The 20,997-nt window shown below is 74.5% G+C and carries 19 protein-coding genes and 1 pseudogene; 11 read left to right on the top strand and 9 right to left on the bottom strand.

Going from position 1 to position 20,997, the window contains the following annotated elements:
* Positions 1-62: 62 nt before the first annotated feature.
* Positions 63-947, top strand: coding sequence for an alpha/beta fold hydrolase (locus E4U91_RS15405; RefSeq protein ID WP_137307400.1), 885 nt, complete (start codon positions 63-65; stop codon positions 945-947).
* Between the two features lie 28 nt (positions 948-975).
* Here the strand turns inward: E4U91_RS15405 and E4U91_RS15400 are convergent, their stop codons facing one another.
* From E4U91_RS15400 to E4U91_RS15390, 3 genes are all read right to left on the bottom strand, one after another.
* Positions 976-2,586, bottom strand: a complete 1,611-nt coding sequence (locus E4U91_RS15400) for a transporter (protein WP_137310833.1) — start codon at positions 2,584-2,586, stop codon at positions 976-978.
* Positions 2,562-3,332: an ABC transporter ATP-binding protein gene (locus E4U91_RS15395; protein ID WP_137307399.1), complete on the bottom strand. Its 771-nt coding sequence runs from the start codon at positions 3,330-3,332 to the stop codon at positions 2,562-2,564. The genes E4U91_RS15400 and E4U91_RS15395 overlap by 25 nt, the downstream gene beginning before the upstream one ends.
* 80 nt (positions 3,333-3,412) lie before the next feature.
* Positions 3,413-4,066 carry a bifunctional DNA primase/polymerase gene (locus E4U91_RS15390; RefSeq protein WP_137307398.1) on the bottom strand — a complete coding sequence of 218 codons (654 nt, stop codon included), beginning with the start codon at positions 4,064-4,066 and terminating at the stop codon, positions 3,413-3,415.
* 263 nt (positions 4,067-4,329) lie between these two features.
* On the opposite strand from E4U91_RS15390, the gene E4U91_RS15385 reads away from it, so the two are divergent.
* A complete protein-coding gene (locus E4U91_RS15385; protein WP_137307397.1) occupies positions 4,330-5,715 on the top strand; it encodes an NsdA family TPR-like regulatory protein in 1,386 nt (461 codons plus the stop codon).
* A gap of 175 nt (positions 5,716-5,890) precedes the next feature.
* The gene (locus tag E4U91_RS15380; RefSeq protein ID WP_137307396.1) at positions 5,891-7,699 is read left to right on the top strand and encodes a hypothetical protein; all 1,809 of its coding nucleotides are present in this window, start codon (positions 5,891-5,893) and stop codon (positions 7,697-7,699) included.
* Positions 7,700-7,740: 41 nt separating this feature from the next.
* Here E4U91_RS15380 and E4U91_RS15375 read toward each other — a convergent pair whose 3' ends face one another.
* Positions 7,741-9,051 carry an ABC transporter substrate-binding protein gene (locus tag E4U91_RS15375; RefSeq protein ID WP_137307395.1) on the bottom strand — a complete coding sequence of 437 codons (1,311 nt, stop codon included), beginning with the start codon at positions 9,049-9,051 and terminating at the stop codon, positions 7,741-7,743.
* Between the two features lie 117 nt (positions 9,052-9,168).
* Here E4U91_RS15375 and E4U91_RS15370 point away from each other — a divergent pair, with 117 nt between their 5' ends.
* Together E4U91_RS15370 and purU are read left to right on the top strand one after the other, a co-directional pair.
* Entirely contained in the window at positions 9,169-9,669 is a 501-nt protein-coding gene (locus tag E4U91_RS15370; RefSeq protein ID WP_067234216.1) for an SCO4402 family protein, read from the top strand.
* A gap of 47 nt (positions 9,670-9,716) precedes the next feature.
* Positions 9,717-10,601 (top strand): formyltetrahydrofolate deformylase, encoded by an 885-nt coding sequence (purU, locus tag E4U91_RS15365; RefSeq protein WP_067234213.1) that lies wholly within the window; start codon positions 9,717-9,719, stop codon positions 10,599-10,601.
* 167 nt (positions 10,602-10,768) lie between these two features.
* Here purU and E4U91_RS15360 read toward each other — a convergent pair whose 3' ends face one another.
* Together E4U91_RS15360 and E4U91_RS15355 are read right to left on the bottom strand one after the other, a co-directional pair.
* Positions 10,769-12,175, bottom strand: coding sequence for a zf-HC2 domain-containing protein (locus E4U91_RS15360; protein ID WP_137307394.1), 1,407 nt, complete (start codon positions 12,173-12,175; stop codon positions 10,769-10,771).
* Positions 12,172-12,753 carry a sigma-70 family RNA polymerase sigma factor gene (locus tag E4U91_RS15355; RefSeq protein ID WP_137307393.1) on the bottom strand — a complete coding sequence of 194 codons (582 nt, stop codon included), beginning with the start codon at positions 12,751-12,753 and terminating at the stop codon, positions 12,172-12,174. The genes E4U91_RS15360 and E4U91_RS15355 overlap by 4 nt, the downstream gene beginning before the upstream one ends.
* Before the next feature lie 351 nt (positions 12,754-13,104).
* Between E4U91_RS15355 and E4U91_RS15350 the strand changes: the two genes are divergently transcribed.
* The 4 genes from E4U91_RS15350 to E4U91_RS15330 all read left to right on the top strand — a co-directional run bounded on the left by E4U91_RS15350 (position 13,105) and on the right by E4U91_RS15330 (position 16,198).
* A complete protein-coding gene (locus E4U91_RS15350; RefSeq protein ID WP_137307392.1) occupies positions 13,105-13,485 on the top strand; it encodes an STAS domain-containing protein in 381 nt (126 codons plus the stop codon).
* A 268-nt stretch (positions 13,486-13,753) separates the two neighbouring features.
* Positions 13,754-14,266 (top strand): EF-hand domain-containing protein, encoded by a 513-nt coding sequence (locus tag E4U91_RS15345; RefSeq protein WP_137307391.1) that lies wholly within the window; start codon positions 13,754-13,756, stop codon positions 14,264-14,266.
* A 529-nt stretch (positions 14,267-14,795) separates the two neighbouring features.
* A complete protein-coding gene (locus E4U91_RS15335; RefSeq protein WP_137310832.1) occupies positions 14,796-15,308 on the top strand; it encodes an ATP-binding protein in 513 nt (170 codons plus the stop codon).
* A 668-nt stretch (positions 15,309-15,976) separates the two neighbouring features.
* A complete protein-coding gene (locus E4U91_RS15330) occupies positions 15,977-16,198 on the top strand; it encodes a CarD family transcriptional regulator (RefSeq protein ID WP_137307389.1) in 222 nt (73 codons plus the stop codon).
* Between the two features lie 267 nt (positions 16,199-16,465).
* On the opposite strand, the gene E4U91_RS15320 is transcribed toward E4U91_RS15330, so the two are convergent.
* Positions 16,466-17,473, bottom strand: coding sequence for a GlxA family transcriptional regulator (locus E4U91_RS15320; protein WP_137307388.1), 1,008 nt, complete (start codon positions 17,471-17,473; stop codon positions 16,466-16,468).
* A 71-nt stretch (positions 17,474-17,544) separates the two neighbouring features.
* Here E4U91_RS15320 and E4U91_RS15315 point away from each other — a divergent pair, with 71 nt between their 5' ends.
* Positions 17,545-18,867 carry an MFS transporter gene (locus tag E4U91_RS15315; RefSeq protein WP_137307387.1) on the top strand — a complete coding sequence of 441 codons (1,323 nt, stop codon included), beginning with the start codon at positions 17,545-17,547 and terminating at the stop codon, positions 18,865-18,867.
* A gap of 23 nt (positions 18,868-18,890) precedes the next feature.
* Here the strand turns inward: E4U91_RS15315 and E4U91_RS15310 are convergent, their stop codons facing one another.
* Entirely contained in the window at positions 18,891-20,096 is a 1,206-nt protein-coding gene (locus E4U91_RS15310) for a flavin-containing monooxygenase (RefSeq protein WP_137307386.1), read from the bottom strand.
* Positions 20,097-20,232: 136 nt separating this feature from the next.
* Here E4U91_RS15310 and E4U91_RS15305 point away from each other — a divergent pair, with 136 nt between their 5' ends.
* A complete protein-coding gene (locus E4U91_RS15305; protein ID WP_137307385.1) occupies positions 20,233-20,820 on the top strand; it encodes a GNAT family N-acetyltransferase in 588 nt (195 codons plus the stop codon).
* Between the two features lie 21 nt (positions 20,821-20,841).
* On the opposite strand, the pseudogene E4U91_RS40105 reads toward E4U91_RS15305, so the two are convergent.
* A pseudogene (locus E4U91_RS40105) lies at positions 20,842-20,958 on the bottom strand (expansin EXLX1 family cellulose-binding protein); the annotation flags it as partial.
* Positions 20,959-20,997: the final 39 nt, after the last annotated feature.

Genomic DNA, 20,997 nt, shown 5'->3' with positions numbered 1-20,997 from the left:
GCGTGCGCTGAGCCATGTGAGTGTGGGAAGCCGGCGAGCCAAGCCAGGGGGTGCCAGTACCAATGGCGCGACGCATCGACGTGACCGGGGCGGGGGGCGTGCGCCTGGCGGCCTGGGAGTTCGGCGACCCGCCCAAGGGTGACCCCGGCCCGGTCGACGGCCCGGAGCGGGACCGGGGCGCCGGGGTGCTGTTACTGCACGGCCTGATGGGCCGCGCCTCCCACTGGGCCCCCACCGCCCGCTGGCTCTCCGGGCGGCACCGCGCCGTCGCCCTGGACCAGCGCGGCCACGGCCGCAGCGAGAAGCCGCCCCGGGCCGCGTCGTACACCCGCGAGGCGTACGTCGAGGACGCCGAGGCCGCCCTCGAGCAGCTCGGCCTCGCCCCCGCCGTCGTCATCGGCCACGCCATGGGCGCCCTGACCGCCTGGCAGCTCGCCGCCAAGCGCCCCGACCTCGTCCGCGGCCTCGTCGTCTGCGACATGCGGGCCTCCGCGCTCGGCGCGGCCTCGCAGCGCGAGTGGGCCGACTGGTTCCGGACCTGGCCCCTGCCCTTCGCCACCCTGGCCGACGTCCGGAAGTGGTTCGGCGAGGACGACCCCTGGGTGGAGCGGCCCAGCCCCTCCCGCGGCGCGTTCTACGCCGAGGTCATGCAGGAGGCGGCCGACGGCTGGCGGCCCGTCTTCGAGCCCGAGCAGATGCTGCGCTCCCGCGAGACCTGGGTGTACGACGCCCACTGGGAGGAGCTGGCCCAGGTGCGGTGCCCCACGCTGGTCGTGCGCGGGCTGGACGGCGAGCTGGGGCGGGCGGAGGCGCAGGAGATGGTGCGGGTGCTGCCCCGGGGCGAGTACGCCGAGGTGGCCGACGCGGGACACCTGGTGCACTACGACCAGCCGGAGGGGTGGCGGGAGGCCGTCGAGCCGTTCCTGGACGGGGTGCTCACCGGCTGAGGCGACGGTCCCCGAAGGCCCCGGTCCGCTACCCCTTGCTCACCGCCGTCAGGATCTCCGGCAGGCGGGCCGCCGTGCGGGGGGCCGCGAGGCGCAGGCCCAGCCAGGTCAGCGTCGCGCCGTAGGCCGCGCCCACCGGCAGCAGCACCCAGGTCCACGCCGCCCCGCCCGCGCTGACGTTCAGCCAGATCGTCGCGGCGATCACCGGGGCGCACAGCAGGGCGGCCGCCACCATGCCGCCGAAGATCGCGATCCAGGCGAGGCCCGCCTGCCCGGGGGCCACGTTCTTGTAGCCCTCCTGCGGGATCGAGTAGGGGAAGCGGGCCGAGGTCCAGGCGCCGGTCGCGAGCATCGCGCCGAGCAGCGCGCAGGACAGCCCGAGCACCTCCGGCAGCCGGGGCCAGTCGTCGAGCAGCCCGGTGGTGACCACGGCGACGAGGGCGGTGTAGGGCAGGGTGATCACCAGCAGCGCCAGCGCCCGGGCGCGCAGTTCGGCGTAGGCGTCCCGGGTGGAGGAAATGCTCAGCGCGACCATCCAGAAGGCGGAGGTGTCCTGCCCGAACTGGTTGTACATCTGGATGCCGAGCATCCCGGCGGCGAAGCACGCGAAGTACGGCGAACCGGTGCCCTGGAGGGCGTTGAACACCGGCACGATCAGGCCGATCGCCAGGGACGTGACCCAGGCCGCCTTCGTCTTGGGGTCCCGCCACACGTAGCGCAGGCTGCGCTCCATCACGGTCCCGGTGCGCCCGGCGGGCAGCAGCCGCGCGAGCCCGGACGACCCGCGCCGCTCCCGCGTCCCGGCCCCGGCGGCCTGGAGCGTGGACCCGTCGGGCGCGGTCATCAGCCGGGTCAGGCTGCGCTCCCACAGCACCAGCAGGGCCGCCAACGCGGCCAGGGTGAGCAGCAGTTGTGCGGCCGCCGTGCCGTACGACCCCTCGCTCGCGGAGTCCGCGGCGCCGATCGCGGCGGCGGGCGGCACCCACCGCAGCACGTCGGCGGCCGGGTCCAGCTGGCCGAGCCCCGAGGAACCCAGGCGCTGGGCCCCGAAGTTGACCACCTGCGCGCCGATCGCGACGACCAGTCCGCTCAGCACGGCCAGGTCGCGCCCCCGACGGCTGGTCAGCAGCCGGATGTTGGCGGCGGCCACGGCCCGCGCCAGCGTCACGCACACCAGCAGCCCCAGCACGGCCCCGAGGACGCCGACGCCGTACGCCGCCGCCCCGTGCGCGACCGACACCACGGAGCCCGCCAGCACCAGCGCGGTGAACAGCGGCCCGATGCCGACCAGCGAGGCGGCCAGCAGCGCCCGCACCAGGGGCCGGGGCCGCAGCGGCAGCATCACCAGCCGGGTCGGGTCCAGCGTCTCGTCCCCGCTGGGGAAGAACAGCGGCATCACCGCCCAGCCGAGCGCCAGCACCGCCACCAGCAGCACCACCAGGGACGCGGCGTGCGCGTGCCCGCGCAGGGCGATGAGCCCCACCAGTTGCAGCGCGGCGAACAACAGGACGACGACGGCCGAGGCGACGTAGGCCGCCCGCCGGCCCGCGGACTGCCGCAGCCCGTTGCGCAGCAGCGACAGCTTCAGCCGTACGACGACGGCGGTCGGCGCGCTCACCGGGGGCCGCCGCCCAGCCAGTCGAGGTCGGAGCCGGCGTCGCGCTCCCGGGCGCCGACGAGCTCCAGGAACGCCTTCTGCAGCGACGGCGCCGACCCGCGCACCTCCTCCAGCGGGCCGTGGGCGCGGATCCGCCCGGCGGCCAGCACGGCCACCCAGTCGCACAGCGACTCGACGAGCTCCATGACGTGGGAGGAGAAGACGACGGTGGCGCCGGAGGCCGTGTACCGCTCCAGCACGCCCCGGATGGTCTGTGCCGACACCGGGTCCACGCCTTCGAACGGCTCGTCCAGGAAGAGCACTTCGGGGTTGTGCAGCAGCGCCGCCGCGAGGCCGATCTTCTTGCGCATGCCGGTGGAGTAGTCGACGACGAGCCTGTGCTGGGCGCCGGCGAGGTCGAGGACGTCGAGGAGCTGGGTGGCCCGCTTGTCGACCTCGGCCCCGGGCAGGCCCCGCAACCGCCCGGTGTACCCGAGGAGTTCGCGCCCCGACAGCCGCTCGAACAGCCGCAGTCCCTCGGGCAGCACGCCGATGCGGGCCTTCACCGCCACCGGGTCCCGCCACACGTCGTGCCCCACGACCTCGACGGTCCCGCCGTCGGGCCGCAGCAGCCCGGTCACCATCGACAGGGTGGTGGTCTTGCCCGCGCCGTTGGGTCCCACCAGCCCGATGAACCGCCCCGCGGGCAGGTCGAGATCGATCCCGGCCACGGCGACCTGCTGCCCGAACCGCTTCCACAGGCCGTGCACACGTACAGCAGAGTTCATGCACGCACCTTAGGCGCAGGGTGTCCGCGGCGCGGAGGGCCGCACGCCGCACCGGGACGCGCGCGGACGTACGGCGGGGGCTACCGGTCCCGTCCGCACGCGTAGGCGAGCGGGGAGACCAACTCCTCGGCGTCCGGCAGCCACCGGTTCGCCTGCGTCGGCCGGTTCGCCCACTGCACGGCCCCGCCCGACCCGAACCGGGTGGGCGGCGCGGCCACGTAGGCGCCCTCGCCGAGCGCCACCAGGTCCAGCGACGCGGGCGCCCAGCCGAGCGCGTGCACCAGGTCCGGGACCTTCGCGGCGGCCCCCGGCAGCACGAAGAAGTACATCCGCCGGTCGGGGGCGAGCGTCACCGGGCCGGGCGGCACCTCCATGCGCTCCATGCGCGCGAGGGCGAGGAACCCGGCCGTCTCCGGCACGGAGACCGCGTCGAACGTCCGTCCCGTGGGCAGCAGGATCGACGCCGTGGGCTGCCTCTGCCACATCCGGCGGACGACGGTCGCGCTGCCCGTCGCCTGGCTCGCCCAGTCGGGCCGCGCGGGATGGGCCCCCGGTGCCGCACACGCGGGGTCGCCGCACGAGCAGCGCTGCACCCCGTCGACCGCCTCCAGCCAGGTGCCGGGGAACACCTCCCAGTGCCGTTCCCCGGCGTAGCGGACGGCGGTCTCCAGCAGCGGTTCCCCGCGCTGCTTCGGGATCTGAGCGGCTTCGGTTCCCGGGATGGTCTCTTCCACGATGAACACAACTCCAGCCGTCACCAGGGGTTACGCCATGCCCTGTGCGCGGGGGAGGAGCACCGCCGCGGGCTCCGGGGCGCACAGGTGCACGCGCGGGGGCGCGCGGCAGGAACGGGGGCGGGAACGGGTAGGCACCGTCCGGGGTCGGCTGGTGGCTTACCCCGGCAATCCTCGCATGTCCCGCATTTTCGGTATGTACGCGGGGCATCGATCTTCACGGCCGGATCTTTCGTTCCAAGGGGTTCGCAGGGGGTTATGCCATGGCCGCAAGGCCGCTTGTCGCGCGGCAGCCGAACGAACGGCTGCAGGCGCTCATCCAGGAAGCCGGATGCTCCAACGCCGGACTCGCCCGCCGCGTCAACATGTGCGGCGCCGAACACGGCCTCGACCTGCGCTACGACAAGACCTCCGTGGCCCGCTGGCTGCGCGGCCAGCAGCCCCGGGGCCGGGCCCCGGCGATCATCGCCGAGGCGCTCGGCCGCAAGCTCGGCCGGACGGTCACGATCGACGAGATCGGCATGGCCAACGGCAAGAACCTCGCCTCGGGCGTGGGCCTCCAGTTCTCGCCGACGGTACTGGGGGCCATCGAGCAGGTCTGCGAGCTGTGGCGCAGCGACGTGGGCCGGCGGGACTTCCTGTCCGGGTCCTCGGTGGCCGCCTCCGCGCTCGTCGAGCCCAGCCGCGACTGGCTGATCTCCGCGCCCGACGCCCAGGTGGCGCGCTCGGCGGGGCCCCGGGTCGGACAGTCCGACGTCGCGGCCGTGCGGGCCATGACGCAGGCGCTGGTCGACCTGGACCACCAGTACGGCAGCGGGCACGTGCGCCCGGTCGTCGTGCACTACCTCAACAGCGTCGTCTCCGGGCTGCTCGCCGGCTCCTACCGGGAGGCCGTCGGCCGCGACCTGTTCGCCGCCGTGGCCCGACTCACCGAACTCGCCGGGTACATGGCCGTGGACACCGGCCAACCGGGCCTGGCCCAGCGGTACTACATCCAGGCGCTGCGGCTCGCCCAGGCGGCCGGGGACCGCGGCTACGGCGGCTACGTCCTCGCCGCGTCCATGAGCCACCTCGCGGCCCAGCTCGGGAACCCGCGCGAGATCGCCCAGTTGGCGCGCGCGGCCCAGGAGGGGGCCCGTGGGCGGGTCACCCCGCGCGCGGAGGCGATGTTCCACGCCGCCGAGGCCCGGGGCCACGCCCTGTTGGGCGACGCGCGCGCCGCGCAGGACGCGTCCGGGCGGGCGGTGTCCGCGCTGGAGGCGGCCGACCCCGCCTCCGGGGACGACCCGGCGTGGATCGCGCACTTCGACGAGGCGTACCTGGCGGACGAGCTGGCGCACTGCCACCGCGACCTCGGCCAGGCCGAGGCGGCGGCGCGCTGCGCGGAGCAGGCCCTCGCCGGGCACCCGGAGGGCCGGGCCCGCCGCCGCGCCATCGGCTACGTGCTGCTGGCCAGCGCGCAGGTGCAGCAGCGCGAGGTCGAGCAGGCGTGCAGCACCGGCCTGAAGGCGGTCGAGCTGCTGGAGACCCTGCGCTCCAACCGGGGTGCCGAGTACCTGGAGGACCTCCAGCAGCGGCTGGAGCCGTACCGCGACGAGCCGGTGGTCAGGGAGTTCGGGGCCCGCCTGGACCTGCCCGCCGCCGCGTAGCCGCAGGGGGCGCCGGGGCGGGTCAACTACAGCGCACGGCGCCCCTGTTGTGTCACCGGTCTGTTAGCGACGTCACAGGGAAGGAGGTCACGTCCTGAGCTGCGTGGCACGGGGTTCCGCGGAGCCGGTAGCGTGAGCCGACGATTCCGAAGGTCCCCCATTCACAGGAGTCCCGGTGACGCAGAGTGGACAGGGCGAGGAGCCCTCGGCGCGGTCCCCGCGCGAAGGCATCGTGCTGCCCTCGGACGGCGGCGCGCCCCTGCTGCCGGGCACGACGAGCGGCGAGGACGGGCGCCCCGAGCACGACCCGTACGGCGCCCGGCACGCCGCCCCCGCCCACCCGGGCGACGACGCCCACGGCGGCTACGGCGCCCCGCAGCCCGGGCACGGCTCCTACGCCGACCCGCACCAGCAGGGCCACGGCTCCTACGGCGGCCCGCAGCAGCCCCCGTACGGCGACCAGCAGCAGGCCTCCTACGGCGACCAGCAGCAGCCCTCCTACGGCGCACCGCAGCCCGCCCCCGGCCAGACCTGGGGCCAGCCCTGGGGCCCCGACCAGCACGGGCAGGCTGCCCAGCCGTCCGTCGGCCAGCACGGGCAGCACGGCCAGTCCGGCCAGTCCGGTCAGGGCGGCTGGCCGCTCCCCGCCGACCAGCACCAGCAGTGGAGCGGCGCCCAGCCCGCCGACTCCGGCCAGTGGAACCCGGCGCCCCAGCAGGGCCCGGGCCCGCTGCCCCCCGAGGGCGCGCAGCCGCCGTCGTACGGCCACGGCGTGCCCGGCTCCCCGCTGCCGCCGACGTCCGACGAGGGCGCCACGCAGTACATACCGCCGGTCCCGGCCGACGAGGGCGCCACGCAGTACATACCGCCGGTCCCCGGGGCGCACGGGGACCAGCAGGCCACGCAGTACATACCTCCCGTCGGCGCCCGCCCGGACGAGGGCGCGACCCAGTTCCTGCCGCCGGTCGGCGGGGGCGCGCTGCCGCCGGAGACGCCCGCCGAGGCGACCCACTACCTGGGCACGGGCCCGCACGCGCAGGGGCAGCCCGGTGGCTCCGACGCCGAGGCCACGCAGTACATCCCGCCCGTCGCCGGACAGCCGGGCCAGCCGCCGTACGGCGGCGACGGGGGCGACCGGCAGCCGCCCGCCGAGTTCGCCAACCTGTTCCGGGGCGAGTCCCCGGCCGGCTCCACCCAGCAGATGCCCCGCTTCACCGAGCCCGGACCGGGCGGCCCCGCGGGTCCCGCCGGTCAGGGCGCGGGCCGCTCCGCCCCGCCCTCGTTCCTCCCGCCCGGCGGCCGGCGCGCGGTGCACGACGACGCCGACGACCACGGCGGACGGCGCGGCAGCGGACGTACGGGGTCCCGGGTGCCGCTGATCGCGGCGATCGGCGTGGCCATCGTGGTCGTCGGCGTCGGCGCGGGCGCGCTCATGGCGGGCGGGGGCGGCGGGGGCGGCGGCGACGACCAGCCGGCGTCCGCGTCGGCGCCCGTGCGGTCGGGGTCCGCGTCGACGGCCGCCGACCCCGCGAAGGAACAGGCGGTCGCGCTGGACAAGCTGCTGGCGGACAGCGGCAGCAGCCGGGCGAGCGTGATCGGCGCGGTGGCGGACGTCAAGGCGTGCACCAACCTCCAGCAGGCCGCCACCGACCTGCGGGCCGCGGCCGGCCAGCGCACCGACCTGGTGACCCGGCTGGACGGCCTGACCGTGGACGAGCTGCCCGACCACGCTGCGCTGACCAGCGCGCTCACCAAGGCGTGGCAGGCGTCCGCCGAGGCCGACAACCACTACGCGGCCTGGGCCGACCAGGTCGCAGGCAACAAGAAGGCGTGCCGGAAGGGCCAGGCCCGCACGACCCCGGAGACCCAGGCCGGCAACCGGGCCAGCGGCACCGCCAGCGCCCAGAAGACCAAGGCCGCACAGCTGTGGAACGGCATCGCGCGCAAGTACGGGCTGACCGAGCGCCAACCGACCCAGCTCTGACCGGGCCGGGCCGCGCCCCGCGGGGGCGCGGCTCAGGCAGCTCAGTCGAGGTTCGCCGACTCCAGCGTCGCGGTCACGTCGACGGAGCCGCTCTTGGCGGCCACCAGCCGGCCCTTGCGCACCACTTGGAGGCTCACGTCGGCGTTGACCAGGCGCGGCAGGCCGACCGAGCCGAGCCGGTCGGCGAACTGCCAGCGCAGCGTCGGCGTGAGCCCGCCGGTCTCGATCCTCAGCCCGTCGTCCAGGGCGCTGCGGACGGTGTCCGCGGTGACCTGGCCGCTCCCGAGCGACTCCACGACCTTCTTGAACACGGTGTAGGCGATGTACGTCGTCTGCACCCCGGTGTCGTCGGCCTCGATGCGGTTGTCGGTGAACGCCTCGTCGCTGATGATCTTCTTCATACCGTTCCAGCGCGCATCGCTCGCGACCGGGTACCAGCCGGTGACGTAGGCGCCCTCGTACGGGCCGGCCGCCCCGCCCGTCGAGTTGATCACGGTCTGGTCGACGCTGCCGAGGACGGTCGCGGTGCGCACCGAGGAGGCGTCGTCGTCGCGCCGGAAGGAGTCCATGAAGGTGCTGGTGCGGCCGCCGAGCGCGGGGACCACGCAGCCCTTGCCGCCTCCGCGGGTGGCCTCGGCGAGGGCCTTCTGGGCCTGGGCGGAGTACTCGGTGGCGTCCTCAGCGGCCGGCTGGTCGGTGGCGTCCGCGTGGCCGCCCGCGTCCAGGCCGGAGTCCAGCAGGCTGGGCAGGGCGTCACCGGCGATGGTGTCCGGGCGGACCAGGGCCACCCGGCCGCAGACCCCGGACAGCTCCCGGCCGAGCCCGGCCAGCAGCGCGGGCTGGCCGCCGTTGACCGGGTACGACAGGGGGCTGGTGAACTCGGCGTTGGTGACGCCGTAGCCGCCGATGTACGGGATGCCGGCGCCCTGCAGCGTGGGGAAGAACGAGTCGGAGTACTGGCTGTAGGAGCCGACGACCGCGACGGCCCCCTCCTTCACCGCGCGCCGGGCGCACTTCGCGGCGCCCACCGAGTCGTTGCGGTCGTTGCAGGTCAGGACCTTCAGCGCGCGGCCGCCGAGGCCGCCCTGGGCGTTGATCCAGCGCGCGTAGGCGCGGGCGAAGGCGGGCATGCCGGGCTTGTTGGTGGCGCTGGTGTCCTCCGGCGCCCAGGTCATGACCGTGATCGAGGTGTCCCCGGAACCCCCCGTGGTACCGGGGATGACCCCGCAGCCGGCGAGGAGTGACGCACTGGCGGTCAGGGCACCCGCGAGGAGCGCGGACGATCTGACGTGCCGGGTGAAGCGGTGGTGCCAGGGGAGGAAGGTGCTTCGCGTACGTCGCCTGCCGGTCATGCCCCCACACGCTTCCGCCACATCCGGAACCCCGCGGTGACCGGCGGTCAACGGATGGTGACGTACAGGTGAATTGCGGGGGCCGGTCGGACGGGCGTGGGGCGGAACGTACGATCGATGACCGTGCAAGGTTCGGAGAACTCTTCCCGTCGCGGCCGTCGCTCCTCCACCATGGGCGGCATGCCCCTCAACGACATGCCGTGGTGGCGCTGGCGCAGCAACGTGCGCTCGGCGCTGCACATGCTCTCCGACCCGCTGTTCCAGCGGAACGTCTGGCTGGCGGGCGTCGACGGGTACGGCGACGTCACCGACGCCGTGTACCGCCTGGTCGAGGACACCTGGCTGGACAACTGGTCGGCCGAGAAGTACGTCGGCACGATCTTCCGGGACTCCCAGGAGGCGGCGCTCGTCGACACGGCGGTGCTGCGGGTGCTGCGGATCATGCATCAGGTCGGTCCGGACGCGCCCGTGTCCGCCTACCTGGAGCACGCGGGCTGGCCGGAGGCGGTCCGGGCGGCGCGCGACGCGCACGTGCGGATGTCGGTGAGCGACGGGGAGGACCCCGACCAGCCGCCGCGCACCCTCGAGGTGCTGCAGATCATGACCCGGTCCGCGTAGCGGGACGACGGTGGGGCGCGGGGCCCGTGTGTGCGACCCTGTGCTGCATGAACGAGCAGTCCACCCGAGCCGCGGCGGCCCCCGCCGACCAGTACGTCCTGACCCTGTCCTGCCCCGACAAGCAGGGCATCGTGCACGCCGTGTCGAGCTACCTGTTCATGACCGGCTGCAACATCGAGGACAGCCAGCAGTTCGGCGACCACGACACGGGACTGTTCTTCATGCGGGTCCACTTCTCGGCGGAGTCGCCGGTGACGGTGGACAAGCTGCGGGCGAGCTTCGCGGCGATCGGTGACTCCTTCCACATGGACTGGCAGATCCACCGGGCCGACGAGAAGATGCGCGTCGTGCTGATGGTGAGCAGGTTCGGGCACTGCCTGAACGACCTGCTGTTCCGGGCCAGCATCGGGGCGCTGCCCGTGGAGATCGCGGCGGTGGTCTCCAACCACACGGACTTCCAGGAACTGGTGTCCTCGTACAACATCCCCTTCCACCACATCCCGGTGACGAGGGAGACCAAGCCGGAGGCCGAGGCGCGGCTGCTGGAGCTGGTCCGCGAGGAGCGTGTCGAACTGGTCGTCCTCGCCCGCTACATGCAGGTGCTCTCGGACGACCTGTGCAAGCAGCTGAGCGGCCGGATCATCAACATCCACCACTCGTTCCTGCCGAGCTTCAAGGGCGCCAAGCCGTACCACCAGGCGCACGCGCGGGGCGTGAAGCTCATCGGGGCGACCGCGCACTACGTGACCGCGGACCTCGACGAGGGGCCGATCATCGAGCAGGAGGTCGAGCGCGTCGGCCACGACGTGACGCCGGAGGGGCTGGTGGCGGTCGGGCGGGACGTGGAGTGCCAGGCGCTGGCGCGGGCCGTGAAGTGGCACGCGGAGCGGAGGATTCTCCTCAACGGGCGCCGGACGGTGGTGTTCGCCTAGGGGGGTGGGGGTGCGGTCGCGTCGGCGGCTGCGGGTGGTTCGTGGCCGGTCGCGCAGTTCCCCGCGCCCCTGGGGGGTAGGGACACTGGTCCGGCCTCCAGGGGCGCGGGGAACTGCGCGAACGGCCCCCACGCACCCGCAGCCGCCGACGCGACCCCGGCCACCCCCTACAGCCGGCTCAACGACGCCACCGCCGACAGCACGTCCCCGATGGCCCCCTGATCCCCCACCTGCCCCGCCGCAGCCTCCCGCGGGGACACGTGTCCCGCCGCCAGCCGGCAGAACTCCACATCGTCCAGCGCCACGTGCGCCACCTGGTGTTCCGCGGAGCCCACCGCCGCCGGTGAGTCCAGCGGCACCAGCCAGTCGCCGCCGCCCCGCCCCTCGATCTCCAGGCGGACACTGCGCCCGGGCCGGCCCGCGGCCACCAGGTGCCGGCTGTCGCCGCCCGGCGCCGCCAGCCCCGCCTGCCGCCGCTGCGCGAGCGCGCCCGGCAGCATCCGTACGGCCAGGTCGATCATCCCGTGCAGGTGCCGCGGCGCGGGCGGCTCGTAGGGGTAGTCCACCGCGTCCGCGATGTCCTCGGCGTGCACCCAGCACTCGAACGCCCGGTCCACCAGGGCGTCCCGCAACGGCAGTTCGAACCCGCCGTACGACACCCCGAGCAGCCCCGTGCCCTGGGTGAACGACACCGTGCGCACCAGGGCGTGCGTCTGCTCCCGCCACGGCCCGCGCACCGAACGCGTGGGCGGGAAGTGGGCGTTGCGCCAGTACCGCTCGGTGCGCTCCTGCGGTGGTGTGGGGGCGCCGCCCTCCTCCAGCGGGTCGTCGAGGCCGAGCGCCGCCGCGACCAGCCCGTCCACCGCGAGCAGGTGCGCGATCACCCCGGCGACGGTCGTACGGCGGTTGCTCGCCCCCTCGTCGCCGAACCACCGCAGCCGCACGGGCGCGTGCCACTCGGCGTCCCCGAAGTCCTGCAGCAGCGCGTCCAGTCGCGCGGTCTCGGCGTCGTACGACAGCGCCCAGTCGGGCACCGGGATACGCGGCGGCCGCCGCTCCAGGCAGCGTTCGAGGACGCGGGTGCGCAGGCCGGGGTCGAGGTCGAGGCTGTCGGGGCGCTGGAGCAGCCCGACCGCCTCGCGCAGCCGGCGCGCCTCGTCGGCGCAGGTGCCGCACACGCCGAGGTGGGCCTCCACGGCGGCCGTCTCCTCGGCGGAGCAGGCGGCCAGCGCCCACGCGCCGAGCAGGGACGTGAGCACCGGGTGCTCCAGCTCGGGTGCCGGCTCGGGGCCGGCGGTGCCGGTGAGTTCACCGAGCCGTTGCAGGTCCTGCCGCAGGCTTTCCTGGAGGTTCTCCCGCATGCCCTGCACGTCCTCCCCCTGTTCCCTGTCCGGCACCGCGGGCAGCGGCAGTCCGCCGTCCTCCACCGAGGTGCGCGGCGCCGGTATGCGCGGCGGCGGTTGCGGGTGGTCGGGCCCGCGGCCGCCGCCTCCGCGCGGGCCCCCGGGGCCCTGCCCTGCGTGGTCGTGCTCGTCGTCGCCGTCGTACGCCTCGGAGCCGGTGGTTCCGCTCACGCCGCACCCCCGTACCCGGGCGGTGCGCCGGGGGAGGCGGCGTCGTGGGCGGTGGACAGCAGCTGGAGGCCGAGGCGGAGCCGGCGGCGGGCCTCCTCCTCCGTGATGCCGATGTCGGCGGCGGCCTGCCGGTAGTCGCGGCGCTGGAAGTAGGCCAGTTCGAGCGCGGCGCGCAGCGGGGCCGGCATCGACTGGACGATGTAGTCGGCGCGGGCCGCGACGGAGGCGTGGCGGACCCGGTGCTCCAGTTCCTCGGTGGTGCCGGGGCCGCCGCGGGCCAGGGCGGCCGTGCCGGTGTCGCGCAGCCGCTGCACGGCGAGGCGGTGGGTGAGGCCGGCGACCCAGGTGCGCAGCGGGCCCTCGTTCGGGTCGTAGGACTCGGGGTGTTCCCAGACGTGGACGAAGACCTCGCGGGTGATGCCGTCCGCGGCGCGCTCGTCGCCGAGGACGCGGTGGGCGAGTCCGTGCACCAGTGAAGCGAACCGGTCGTAGAGCTCGCCGAGGGCCGCCGCCTCGCCGCGGGCGAGCCGCTGCTGCATCTTGCGGTCCCAGCGGGGCGGTGCGTCCTTCTTCGCCATGCGGCCCCCTCACCCGTCTCTTCGCGTCCAGCCTGCGCCCACCGTCACCTCGAATGTAGTCGGCACGTCGAAAGAAGCACTCCCCTTTGTCGCAATGTGCGCCCCCTGCGTGGTGAGGGATGGTAAGGGCCTTGTCCGCTCCTCCGTCCGTTCTTTGGCGTGCCCGAATGTGTCCGCTTCCGATCGAACAGGACCGATCTCGACTGAAACAAGCCTCCTTCCTTTCCTTCCCGTTTCTGGATCGGCGTTTCCGGGAACGGCCGCTGGGCAGCTGCGCTGCAAGGAAGCGACGGGAAGCGTAAGCACCGCTTCCGCATCTGCCGGCCGCTTCCTCTCCGGCGAGCGAAGGGTGTGGTGGTGGCGTTCAAGGTGACCGGCGGCGAGCAGGGCGGATGGGTCGTGCTCCACGTGTCGGGCGAGCTGGATCTGGTGACGTCACCCGGGCTGCGGCAGCGGGTGCACGACGAGGTGGCCGACGGCCGGCACAGCCTCGTCCTCGACCTCTCCGACGTGCGTTTCTGCGACTCCAGCGGGGTCGGTGTCCTCATCTCCGCCCGCCGTCTGCTGCGCAGTTGCCAGGGCAGCCTGCGCCTGGTCCTGCCGGCCGCCGGGGCCGTCGAGGGGTCCCACGTCAACCGGGTCTTCGGTGCGCTCGGCGTGCGGCGCCTCTTCGACGTCCACCTCTGCCTCGAGGACGCGCTCGTCGACGACACCGAGCCGCTGTCGGCGTGAGCCGGGCCGGGCGCACGGCACCCCGCGCCGCGCCGCCCCCGCTCCCTTCCACCACCCCGTGCCCCGTCACCACCCCGGCCGCACCGTCGGGCCCCGCCCCGCCGTCGGCCCGCCGCTCCGCCCGCCCCCGGCCCGGCGTGCCACGCCGTTGTCCCGGAATTCCCCCGGTCCTGGCACAGACGTCGTCCCCCGGCCCCCCGGACGCCGTGTGCGACGTACGCTCCCTGCCAGAGAAACCCCACGTGACGACGTTAGGCGGCCCAAGGACATGGTCAGCAGCGAGTACGAGCGAAGGATCGCCGCCCGGTTCGCCACCTTCGACCAGGACGGCAACGGCTGGATCGACCGGGAGGACTTCAGCGGCGCGGCCAAGGCGCTGCTCGCCGAGTTCGCCACGGCGGCCCGGTCCGACCGGGGGCAGGCGCTGTACGCCGGCGCCGAGGCGTTCTGGCAGGGCATGGCCGGGATAGCGGACCGCGACGGCGACCAGCGCATCACCCGGGACGAGTTCGTGAACGGCGCGGTCAAGCGCCTGAGCGACAACCCCGACCGGTTCGCCGAGATCGCCCGGCCCTTCCTGCACGCCGCGCTCGCGGTCGCCGACACCGACGGCGACGGTGCCGCCACGGTCGAGGACACCGTGCGCGCCCTGCGGGCCCTCGGCGTCCCCGAGAACGTGGCCGGTGCGGCGGTCCGCGCGCTGGACGCGGACGGCGACGGCAAGGTCGGCGAGCCGGACGTCGTCCCGGCGTTCGCCCGCTACTTCACGGTCCCGGCGTGACGGCCCGCGCAACACGCCCGGGCGCCGCAGCAGTTCGCTGGGTGGCGGGGCGGCCCGCGCCGCGTGGGGCGGACCGGGCCGAGCCGACGATGTCGCCGATCGTGGCAGTGGGCGGTCACGGAGCGTGAAGATCTGGCGGTGACGGGTGGGACGGCCGTCGTCGTCCGTCACCGCCCGGAGTCGGCGGGCGCTCGGGTACGGTCGGTGCCATGCGAGTGGTTCCCGGTGCGCAGCCCGCCGGTGGTGCCTGTTCGACTCCCCTCGGCGAGCGTCGCACAGTATGCCGCACGGGTACTCCTTCGCGCGGGAATATGCCCGAAGCCCTTGTTGAGGTGACGCAACGTCAACCAAGCTGTCCCGCACGGGAGTCACGGTCCGTCACTCTCTCCGCGGCCGTTGTTCTGGTCATGCAGAAAATGGCTACGATCGTGGCCCTTGTCGTCGTGGTGCCCGTGCGTCGCGTGTTCTTCGCGTGCCGTGCGGCCGTGTGTCCGCCGGTTCGGATGGTGTAGCGGTGCAGGTGCTTCAAGTGCAGCTGGAGATCCGGCCCGACCCCGCTGAGGTGGGGCGCGCCCGGAAGTGGGCCCGTGCGCGTCTGGCCGGGTCCGGCATAGCGGCGGACGAGCCGATCGCCGAGGCGCTGGTCCTGCTCGTCTCGGAGCTCGTCACCAACGCCGTATTGCACACCGGGTGTCCGGCCGTGCTGCGGCTGTCGTTGCCGGAGCCGGAGACGGCCGAGGGCGCGACGCTCCGCCTGGAGGTGGCCGACGCCTGCTCCCGCGCACCCGTGCTCCGGTGTGCCGGCGGTGACGCGACGGGCGGCCGGGGCCTCGCGCTCGTCGACGGGCTCGCCGACCGCTGGGGCTGGAGCGTGGAGGGCGCGGGCAAGCGGATCTGGTGCGAACTGGACCGCTGCGACCCGTCCGGGGACGCGGGCGCGGACCGGGGCGGCGACGCACGGTGTCCCGAGCCGGCCTTCGAGACCTACGGGTCGTACGGGGCGTACGGCGGCTTCGAGGGGTTCGCCTACGAGGCGGTGTAGCGCGGGCGGGGGCGTGCCGGGCCGCGGGGCGTGCCGCGCGGGGGCGCGTGGGCCGGTGCAGCGGGCGCCGACGGACCGTCAGGCCGGCCGGGCCGTGCGCCCGGGCGTGCTTCCGTGCGCGGCCTCGGCGAAAGCCGCAAAAGGTAACAAACCTTCAATCGGGTGTTGACGGGCAGGTGTCCGTTTGATCACGCTTGTGGTCTGCGACGCGCCGCGAGGGGACGGCGAGGGGCTCGGTGACGGGAGCCCTCGGCGAGTGCGGGTCGCGGATCCGGCGCAGGTTCCCTCGGGGGCCACGGGAACCGGTGGGGGGCTCCCGCTCCGGCGCGGCCGGGAGCGGGGTGCGGACGCCGGAGTCGGATGGCGGCGCGCGGTGCCGTGCTCGGGGCGGGTACGGCGCGCCGCCAGCCGAACAGTCCCTTTCGTCGGGTGTCCCGTCGGGTGTTCGTCGCGTGTGCGTCGCGTCCGCGCGGCGCCCGCGGAACCCCACCACTTCCTCCACAGCCTGTGGACAACGTTCCGGATGCGGGGGGACGGCCCTCGGGCCCGGGCAATTTCTCCGCACCGCCTCCGGGAAAGGCCAGGTCAGCGGGGCGGACCCCGTTATTTCCCGCATTGTTGTGCCGACGGCCACAGCGGAGGGGGGGTGGGTGGGCTCATACTGAGGGATGACCAAACCCGCTGCATCGAAGCGTCATTTGCCGACCAGCCCCTTCAAGGCGCCCGTCGCGCCCGCTCCCAAGTACTTCGCCGTGGGGGACCAGGTCACCCACGACGCGCACGGTCTCGGCCGGGTGATCGGGATCGAGGAGGGCATCGCCGCGCTCGTCGACTTCGGATCAACGCAGATGCGGATCCTGAGCCCGTACGCCAAGATGACCAAGCTGTAGAACCCGCAGGGCCCGGTCACGGCCCACCGGGCTCCCCCGAGGGGCCCGTACCGAAAGAGAGACCTCTCATCGAACCCACCTCGTTGTTCTCCGCTCCGGAAGGGCAGCCCCGCCGTTCCACGGCGGCGGCCTCACCCCGTCCCGCGATGAACCCCTTCCAGGCCCCGGACTTCGGGGAGGAGGACCTGTTCCTGGCCGAGGACGAGGTCCCGGAGCCCGGCCCGGGCGCGCGGCCGGCGCACTCCAGGGTCGCCTGACGCCCCGCGCTCACGCCCCCACCCCGGCCGCCCGGAACGTCCGCCGGTAGGCCGTCGGCGTCACCCCCAGCGCCGCCTGCAGGTGCTGGCGCATGGACTGGGCCGTGCCGAAACCGGCGTCCCGGGCCACCTGGTCCACGGACAGGTCGGAGCACTCCAGCAGGTGCCGGGCGCGCTCGACGCGCTGCTGGGTGAGCCACTGGCCGGGGCTCACCCCGACCTCCTCACGGAAGCGGCGGGTGAACGTCCGGACCGACATCGCCTCCTGCGCGGCCATGTCGCGCAGCTGGATCGGCTCGTGCAGCCGGCCCAGCGCCCACGCGCGCGCCGCCGTGGTCGTCGCCTGCTGCGGGTCCGGCACCGGACGCTCGATGTACTGCGCCTGCCCGCCGTCCCGGTGCGGCGGGACGACCGTACGGCGGGCCACCTCGTTGGCGACCGCCGTACCGTGGTCGCGGCGGACCATGTGCAGGCACAGGTCGATCCCGGCCGCGACACCCGCCGAGGTCAGCACGTCGCCGTCGTCGATGAACAGCACGTCCGGGTCGACCCTGATCCGCGGGAACATCCGCTGCAGCCGGTCGGCGTCCGCCCAGTGCGTGGTCGCCGGGCGCCCGTCGAGGACACCGGCGGCGGCCAGGACGTAGACGCCGGTGCAGATCGACGCGAGCCGCGTGCCGGGCCGGATGCGGGCCAGGGCGGCGGCCAGCTCCTCGGTGAGCACCCCCTCGTCGTGCACCGGCCCCAGCTCGTACGACGCCGGGACGATCACCGTGTCCGCGGTGGCCAGCGCCTCCGGCCCGTGGGGGACGTGCACCGCGAAGTCGGCGTCGGTCTCGACCGGGCCCGGCGGGCGGACCGAGCAGGTCACGACCTCGTACAGGTGCCGCCCACGCGCGTCCTCGGGGCGGCCGAAGATCCGGTGCGGGATGCCCAGTTCGAAGGGCAGCAGGCCGTCCAGCGCGAGGACGACGACGCGGTGCGGCCGGAACGGCGGGGTCTGCGGGCCACGGCTCATGGCCTGATCCTAACGAATGCTGTCCCTCGGGCCACTCGTTGACGGAGCGCGGACAGCGCAAGCTCGGTGCCGTGACCCAGACAACCGACGTGTCCCCGCCGGCCGGAGCCACCGGCCCCCTCCCCGGACCCCGCCGCACCCGAGTGCACCGGGCGTGGTTCGTCGCCGCCGTCACCTTCGTCACGATCATCGGCGCGGCCGCCTTCCGCTCCCTGCCCGGCCTGCTCATCGACCCGCTGCACGAGGACTTCGGCTGGTCGCGCGGCACGATCGGCGCGGCCGTCTCGGTCAACCTCGCGCTGTACGGGCTGACCGCGCCGTTCGCCGCCGCGCTGATGGACCGCTTCGGCATCCGCCGGGTGGTCGCCGTCGCCCTCACCGTGATCGCCCTCGGCTCGGGCCTGACCGTGTGGATGACGGCCGCCTGGCAGCTGCTGCTGTGCTGGGGCCTGCTGGTGGGCCTCGGCTCGGGCTCGATGGCGCTGGCCTTCGCGGCGACGGTGACCAACCGCTGGTTCACCGAACGCCGGGGCCTGGTCAGCGGCATCCTCACCGCCGCCTCCGCCTCCGGCCAGCTGATCTTCCTGCCGCTGCTGTCCTGGATGATCACCCACCACGACTGGCGTCCGGCCGCGGTCACCGTCTCCCTCGCGGCCCTCGCCGTCGTCCCCTTCGTCTGGCTGCTGCTGCGCGACCACCCGGCGGACGTGGGCCTCACGCCGTACGGCGCCACGGAGTTCGTGCCCAAGCCCGCCCCGGTGCGGGGCGCCGCGAGCCGCGCGGTGCGGGTGCTGCTGTCGGCGGTGCGCACCGGCCCGTTCTGGCTGCTGGCCGGCACCTTCGCGATCTGCGGCGCCTCGACCAACGGCCTGGTGCAGACCCACTTCGTGCCCGCCGCCCACGACCACGGCATGCCGGTGACGGCGGCTGCCTCGCTGCTGGCGGTGATCGGCGTGTTCGACGTGGTCGGCACGATCGCCTCCGGCTGGTTCACCGACCGCTTCGAGCCGCGCCGCCTGCTCGCCGTCTACTACGCCCTGCGCGGCGTCTCCCTGCTCTTCCTGCCGATGCTCCTGGCGCCCACGGTCCACCCGCCGATGCTGTTCTTCATCGTCTTCTACGGCCTCGACTGGGTCGCCACGGTGCCCCCGACCCTTGCCCTGTGCCGCGAGCAGTACGGCGAGGACAGCGCCATCGTCTTCGGCTGGGTGCTGGCCTCCCACCAGGTCGGCGCGGCCCTGGTCGCCTTCCTCGGCGGCGTCGCCCGCGACGTCTTCGGCTCCTACGACGTCGTCTGGTACGCCTCCGGCGCCCTGTGCGCGGCGGCGGCCCTGATGGCGCTGGTGATCCGGCGCAGCCCGGCGCCGCCGCTGACGGTGGTGGCGACGGCGTAGGCGCTCCGGGACTCCCGCCGGCCCTACGCGGGCAGGCGGGACAGGCCCTCGCCGCCCTCGCGGGCGACGGCCTTCGCGATGCGCTGCGCGTCGATCGCCAGCTCGCGGAGCATGCCGCTGATCGGGTTGGTGAAGCCCGTGAAGTACAGGCCGGGGGCGCCCGAGGGGGTGCGGGCCCCGTGCACGACCGGTCTGCCCCGGCCGTCGAGGACGCCGAGGTGACCGACCAGGCCCTCCAGCGCGCGGACGTACCCGGTCGCCGCGATCACCGTGTCCGGGGAGATCCGGCCGCCGTCGGCGAGCAGCACCTCGCCGTCCTCGAACCCCTCGACGGCGCCCACGACCTCGACCCGGCCCGTGCGGACCGCGTCGATCAGGCCGACGTCCTGCACGGGGATGGCGCCCTCGGTGACCCGGCTGTAGAGCCCGGTGCCGGGGCGGGGCAGCCCGTGCTCCGACAGGTCGGGCACGCTGAGCCGCGCCATCGGCCGGGCCAGCCGGTCCACGAGCGCGACGGGCAGGCGCCGTACCAGCACACCCGTGTACTGGGCGGCCCAGCCGGCGGTGGAGCGGCGCACGATGTGCGGGACCGTGCGCACCGCGAGCCGGACCCGCGCCGCCCCGCTCTCCACCAGGTCCACGGCGATCTCCGCGCCGGTGTTGCCGACCCCGACGACCAGCACGTCCCGGCCCGCGTACGGGGCGCCGTCGCGGTAGGCGGAGGCGTGCAGGAACTCCCCGGTGTACGTGTCACGGCCCGGCCAGTCGGGCACGCGCGGGGTGTGGTTGAAGCCGGTGGCGACGACCACCGCGGCGCCGGTCAGCCGCCGGCCGCCGGTGGCGTGCAGCAGCCAGCCGGTGCCGTCGGGGGACCGTTCGACGCGCGAGACCTCGACGCCCGTGACGATCTCCAGCTCGTGGTGCTCGGCGTACTTCTCCAGGTAGCGCACCACGTCGTCGCGGGACACCCAGCGCCCGAAGCGGCGCGGCATCGCCAGGCCGGGCAGCGCCGAGAGGCGGCGGGTGGTGTGCAGGTGCAGCCGGTCGTAGTGCCCCCGCCAGGACGCGCCCACCCGGTCGGACTTCTCCAGCACCACGGCCCGCACGCCCTGCGCGCGCAGGGCGTGCGCGGCGGCGAGTCCGCCCGGGCCGCCGCCGATGACGTAGACGGGGCGGTCGGCGGGCTGCGGCGCGGAAGCGGTCGCGTCGGGAGTGGTGTCGTCGGCCATGAGCGCGAGCGTAATCACGCCCTGGATTGATGGGTCTCGGTCAAGACCACAATTGGTTGCGGATTGATCACACATGAGGAGGGCCGGACGCGGGCCCGCCCGCGAGCGGCCCCGCGCGGGGCGTTTGAATGGCCGGATGAACACGATCCATGAAGGCGGCGCGCCCCCCGTCCTGCGGGGGAACGGCCTCGTACTCGGAGCCTGGGACGCGGAGTCGGACGCCGACGCCGACGCGTGGTGGCGGGGTCAGGCCGACGAGGAGTTCCTGCGGTGGAACACGCCGCTGAGGCCCGTGACCGACCTCGCGAGCTCCCGGGAGTCCCTGCGGGCCAAGGCGTGGCAGACGGCCGAGGGCACCTCCGTGTCGTTCCGGATCGCCGACGCGGAGGACGGGACGGTGCTGGGCCACGTCGGCGTCAACATGATCGACCGGGTCACGCGCAGCGGACGGGTCGGCTACTGGGTCCTGCCCGGGGCGCGCGGCCGGGGCGTGGCGAGCCGCGCCCTGACCCTGGCGGCCCGCTGGGCACTCGGCGAAGGCGGCCTGTACCGGCTGGAGCTGGGCCACGCGCTGGGCCACGAGGCGTCCTGCCGGGTCGCGGAGCGCTGCGGCTTCCCGTACGAGGGGACGCTGCGCGGGGCGATGTTCGAGGCGGGCCGCCAGGACGCCTTCCGCGACGTGCACCTGCACGCCCGCCTGGCGGACGACCCGGAGCGGCCGTGACCGCGGGCGGCCGACCGCACGTCAGCGGACGGCGAACTGCACCCGGGCGGCCTGGACGACGTCCGCCCGCACGGGGATTCCCTGGACGGTGAGTTGCTCGCCGTAGATGTCGGTGATCCGGATGTCCCCGCCGCACCCACGCCTCGGACGAGTGAACCCGTCAGGGAACCGGGCCCA

The organism is Streptomyces lasalocidi (assembly GCF_005280215.1).
Classification (GTDB): domain Bacteria; phylum Actinomycetota; class Actinomycetes; order Streptomycetales; family Streptomycetaceae; genus Streptomyces; species Streptomyces longwoodensis.
This window is presented reverse-complemented; position numbering and strand designations above follow the sequence as displayed.

Excerpts from the sequence above, each read along its gene's own strand:
- E4U91_RS15370 (WP_067234216.1), top strand. The coding sequence starts at position 9,169 with ATGACCGTGCAAGGTTCGGAGAACTCTTCCCGTCGCGGCCGTCGCTCC.
- purU (WP_067234213.1), top strand. The coding sequence starts at position 9,717 with ATGAACGAGCAGTCCACCCGAGCCGCGGCGGCCCCCGCCGACCAGTAC.
- E4U91_RS15345 (WP_137307391.1), top strand. The coding sequence starts at position 13,754 with ATGGTCAGCAGCGAGTACGAGCGAAGGATCGCCGCCCGGTTCGCCACC.
- E4U91_RS15385 (WP_137307397.1), top strand. The coding sequence starts at position 4,330 with ATGGCCGCAAGGCCGCTTGTCGCGCGGCAGCCGAACGAACGGCTGCAG.
- E4U91_RS15310 (WP_137307386.1), bottom strand. The coding sequence starts at position 20,096 with ATGGCCGACGACACCACTCCCGACGCGACCGCTTCCGCGCCGCAGCCC.
- E4U91_RS15395 (WP_137307399.1), bottom strand. The coding sequence starts at position 3,332 with ATGAACTCTGCTGTACGTGTGCACGGCCTGTGGAAGCGGTTCGGGCAG.
- E4U91_RS15355 (WP_137307393.1), bottom strand. The coding sequence starts at position 12,753 with ATGGCGAAGAAGGACGCACCGCCCCGCTGGGACCGCAAGATGCAGCAG.
- E4U91_RS15405 (WP_137307400.1), top strand. The coding sequence starts at position 63 with ATGGCGCGACGCATCGACGTGACCGGGGCGGGGGGCGTGCGCCTGGCG.
- E4U91_RS15330 (WP_137307389.1), top strand. The coding sequence starts at position 15,977 with ATGACCAAACCCGCTGCATCGAAGCGTCATTTGCCGACCAGCCCCTTC.
- E4U91_RS15320 (WP_137307388.1), bottom strand. The coding sequence starts at position 17,473 with ATGAGCCGTGGCCCGCAGACCCCGCCGTTCCGGCCGCACCGCGTCGTC.
- E4U91_RS15305 (WP_137307385.1), top strand. The coding sequence starts at position 20,233 with ATGAACACGATCCATGAAGGCGGCGCGCCCCCCGTCCTGCGGGGGAAC.
- E4U91_RS15375 (WP_137307395.1), bottom strand. The coding sequence starts at position 9,051 with ATGACCGGCAGGCGACGTACGCGAAGCACCTTCCTCCCCTGGCACCAC.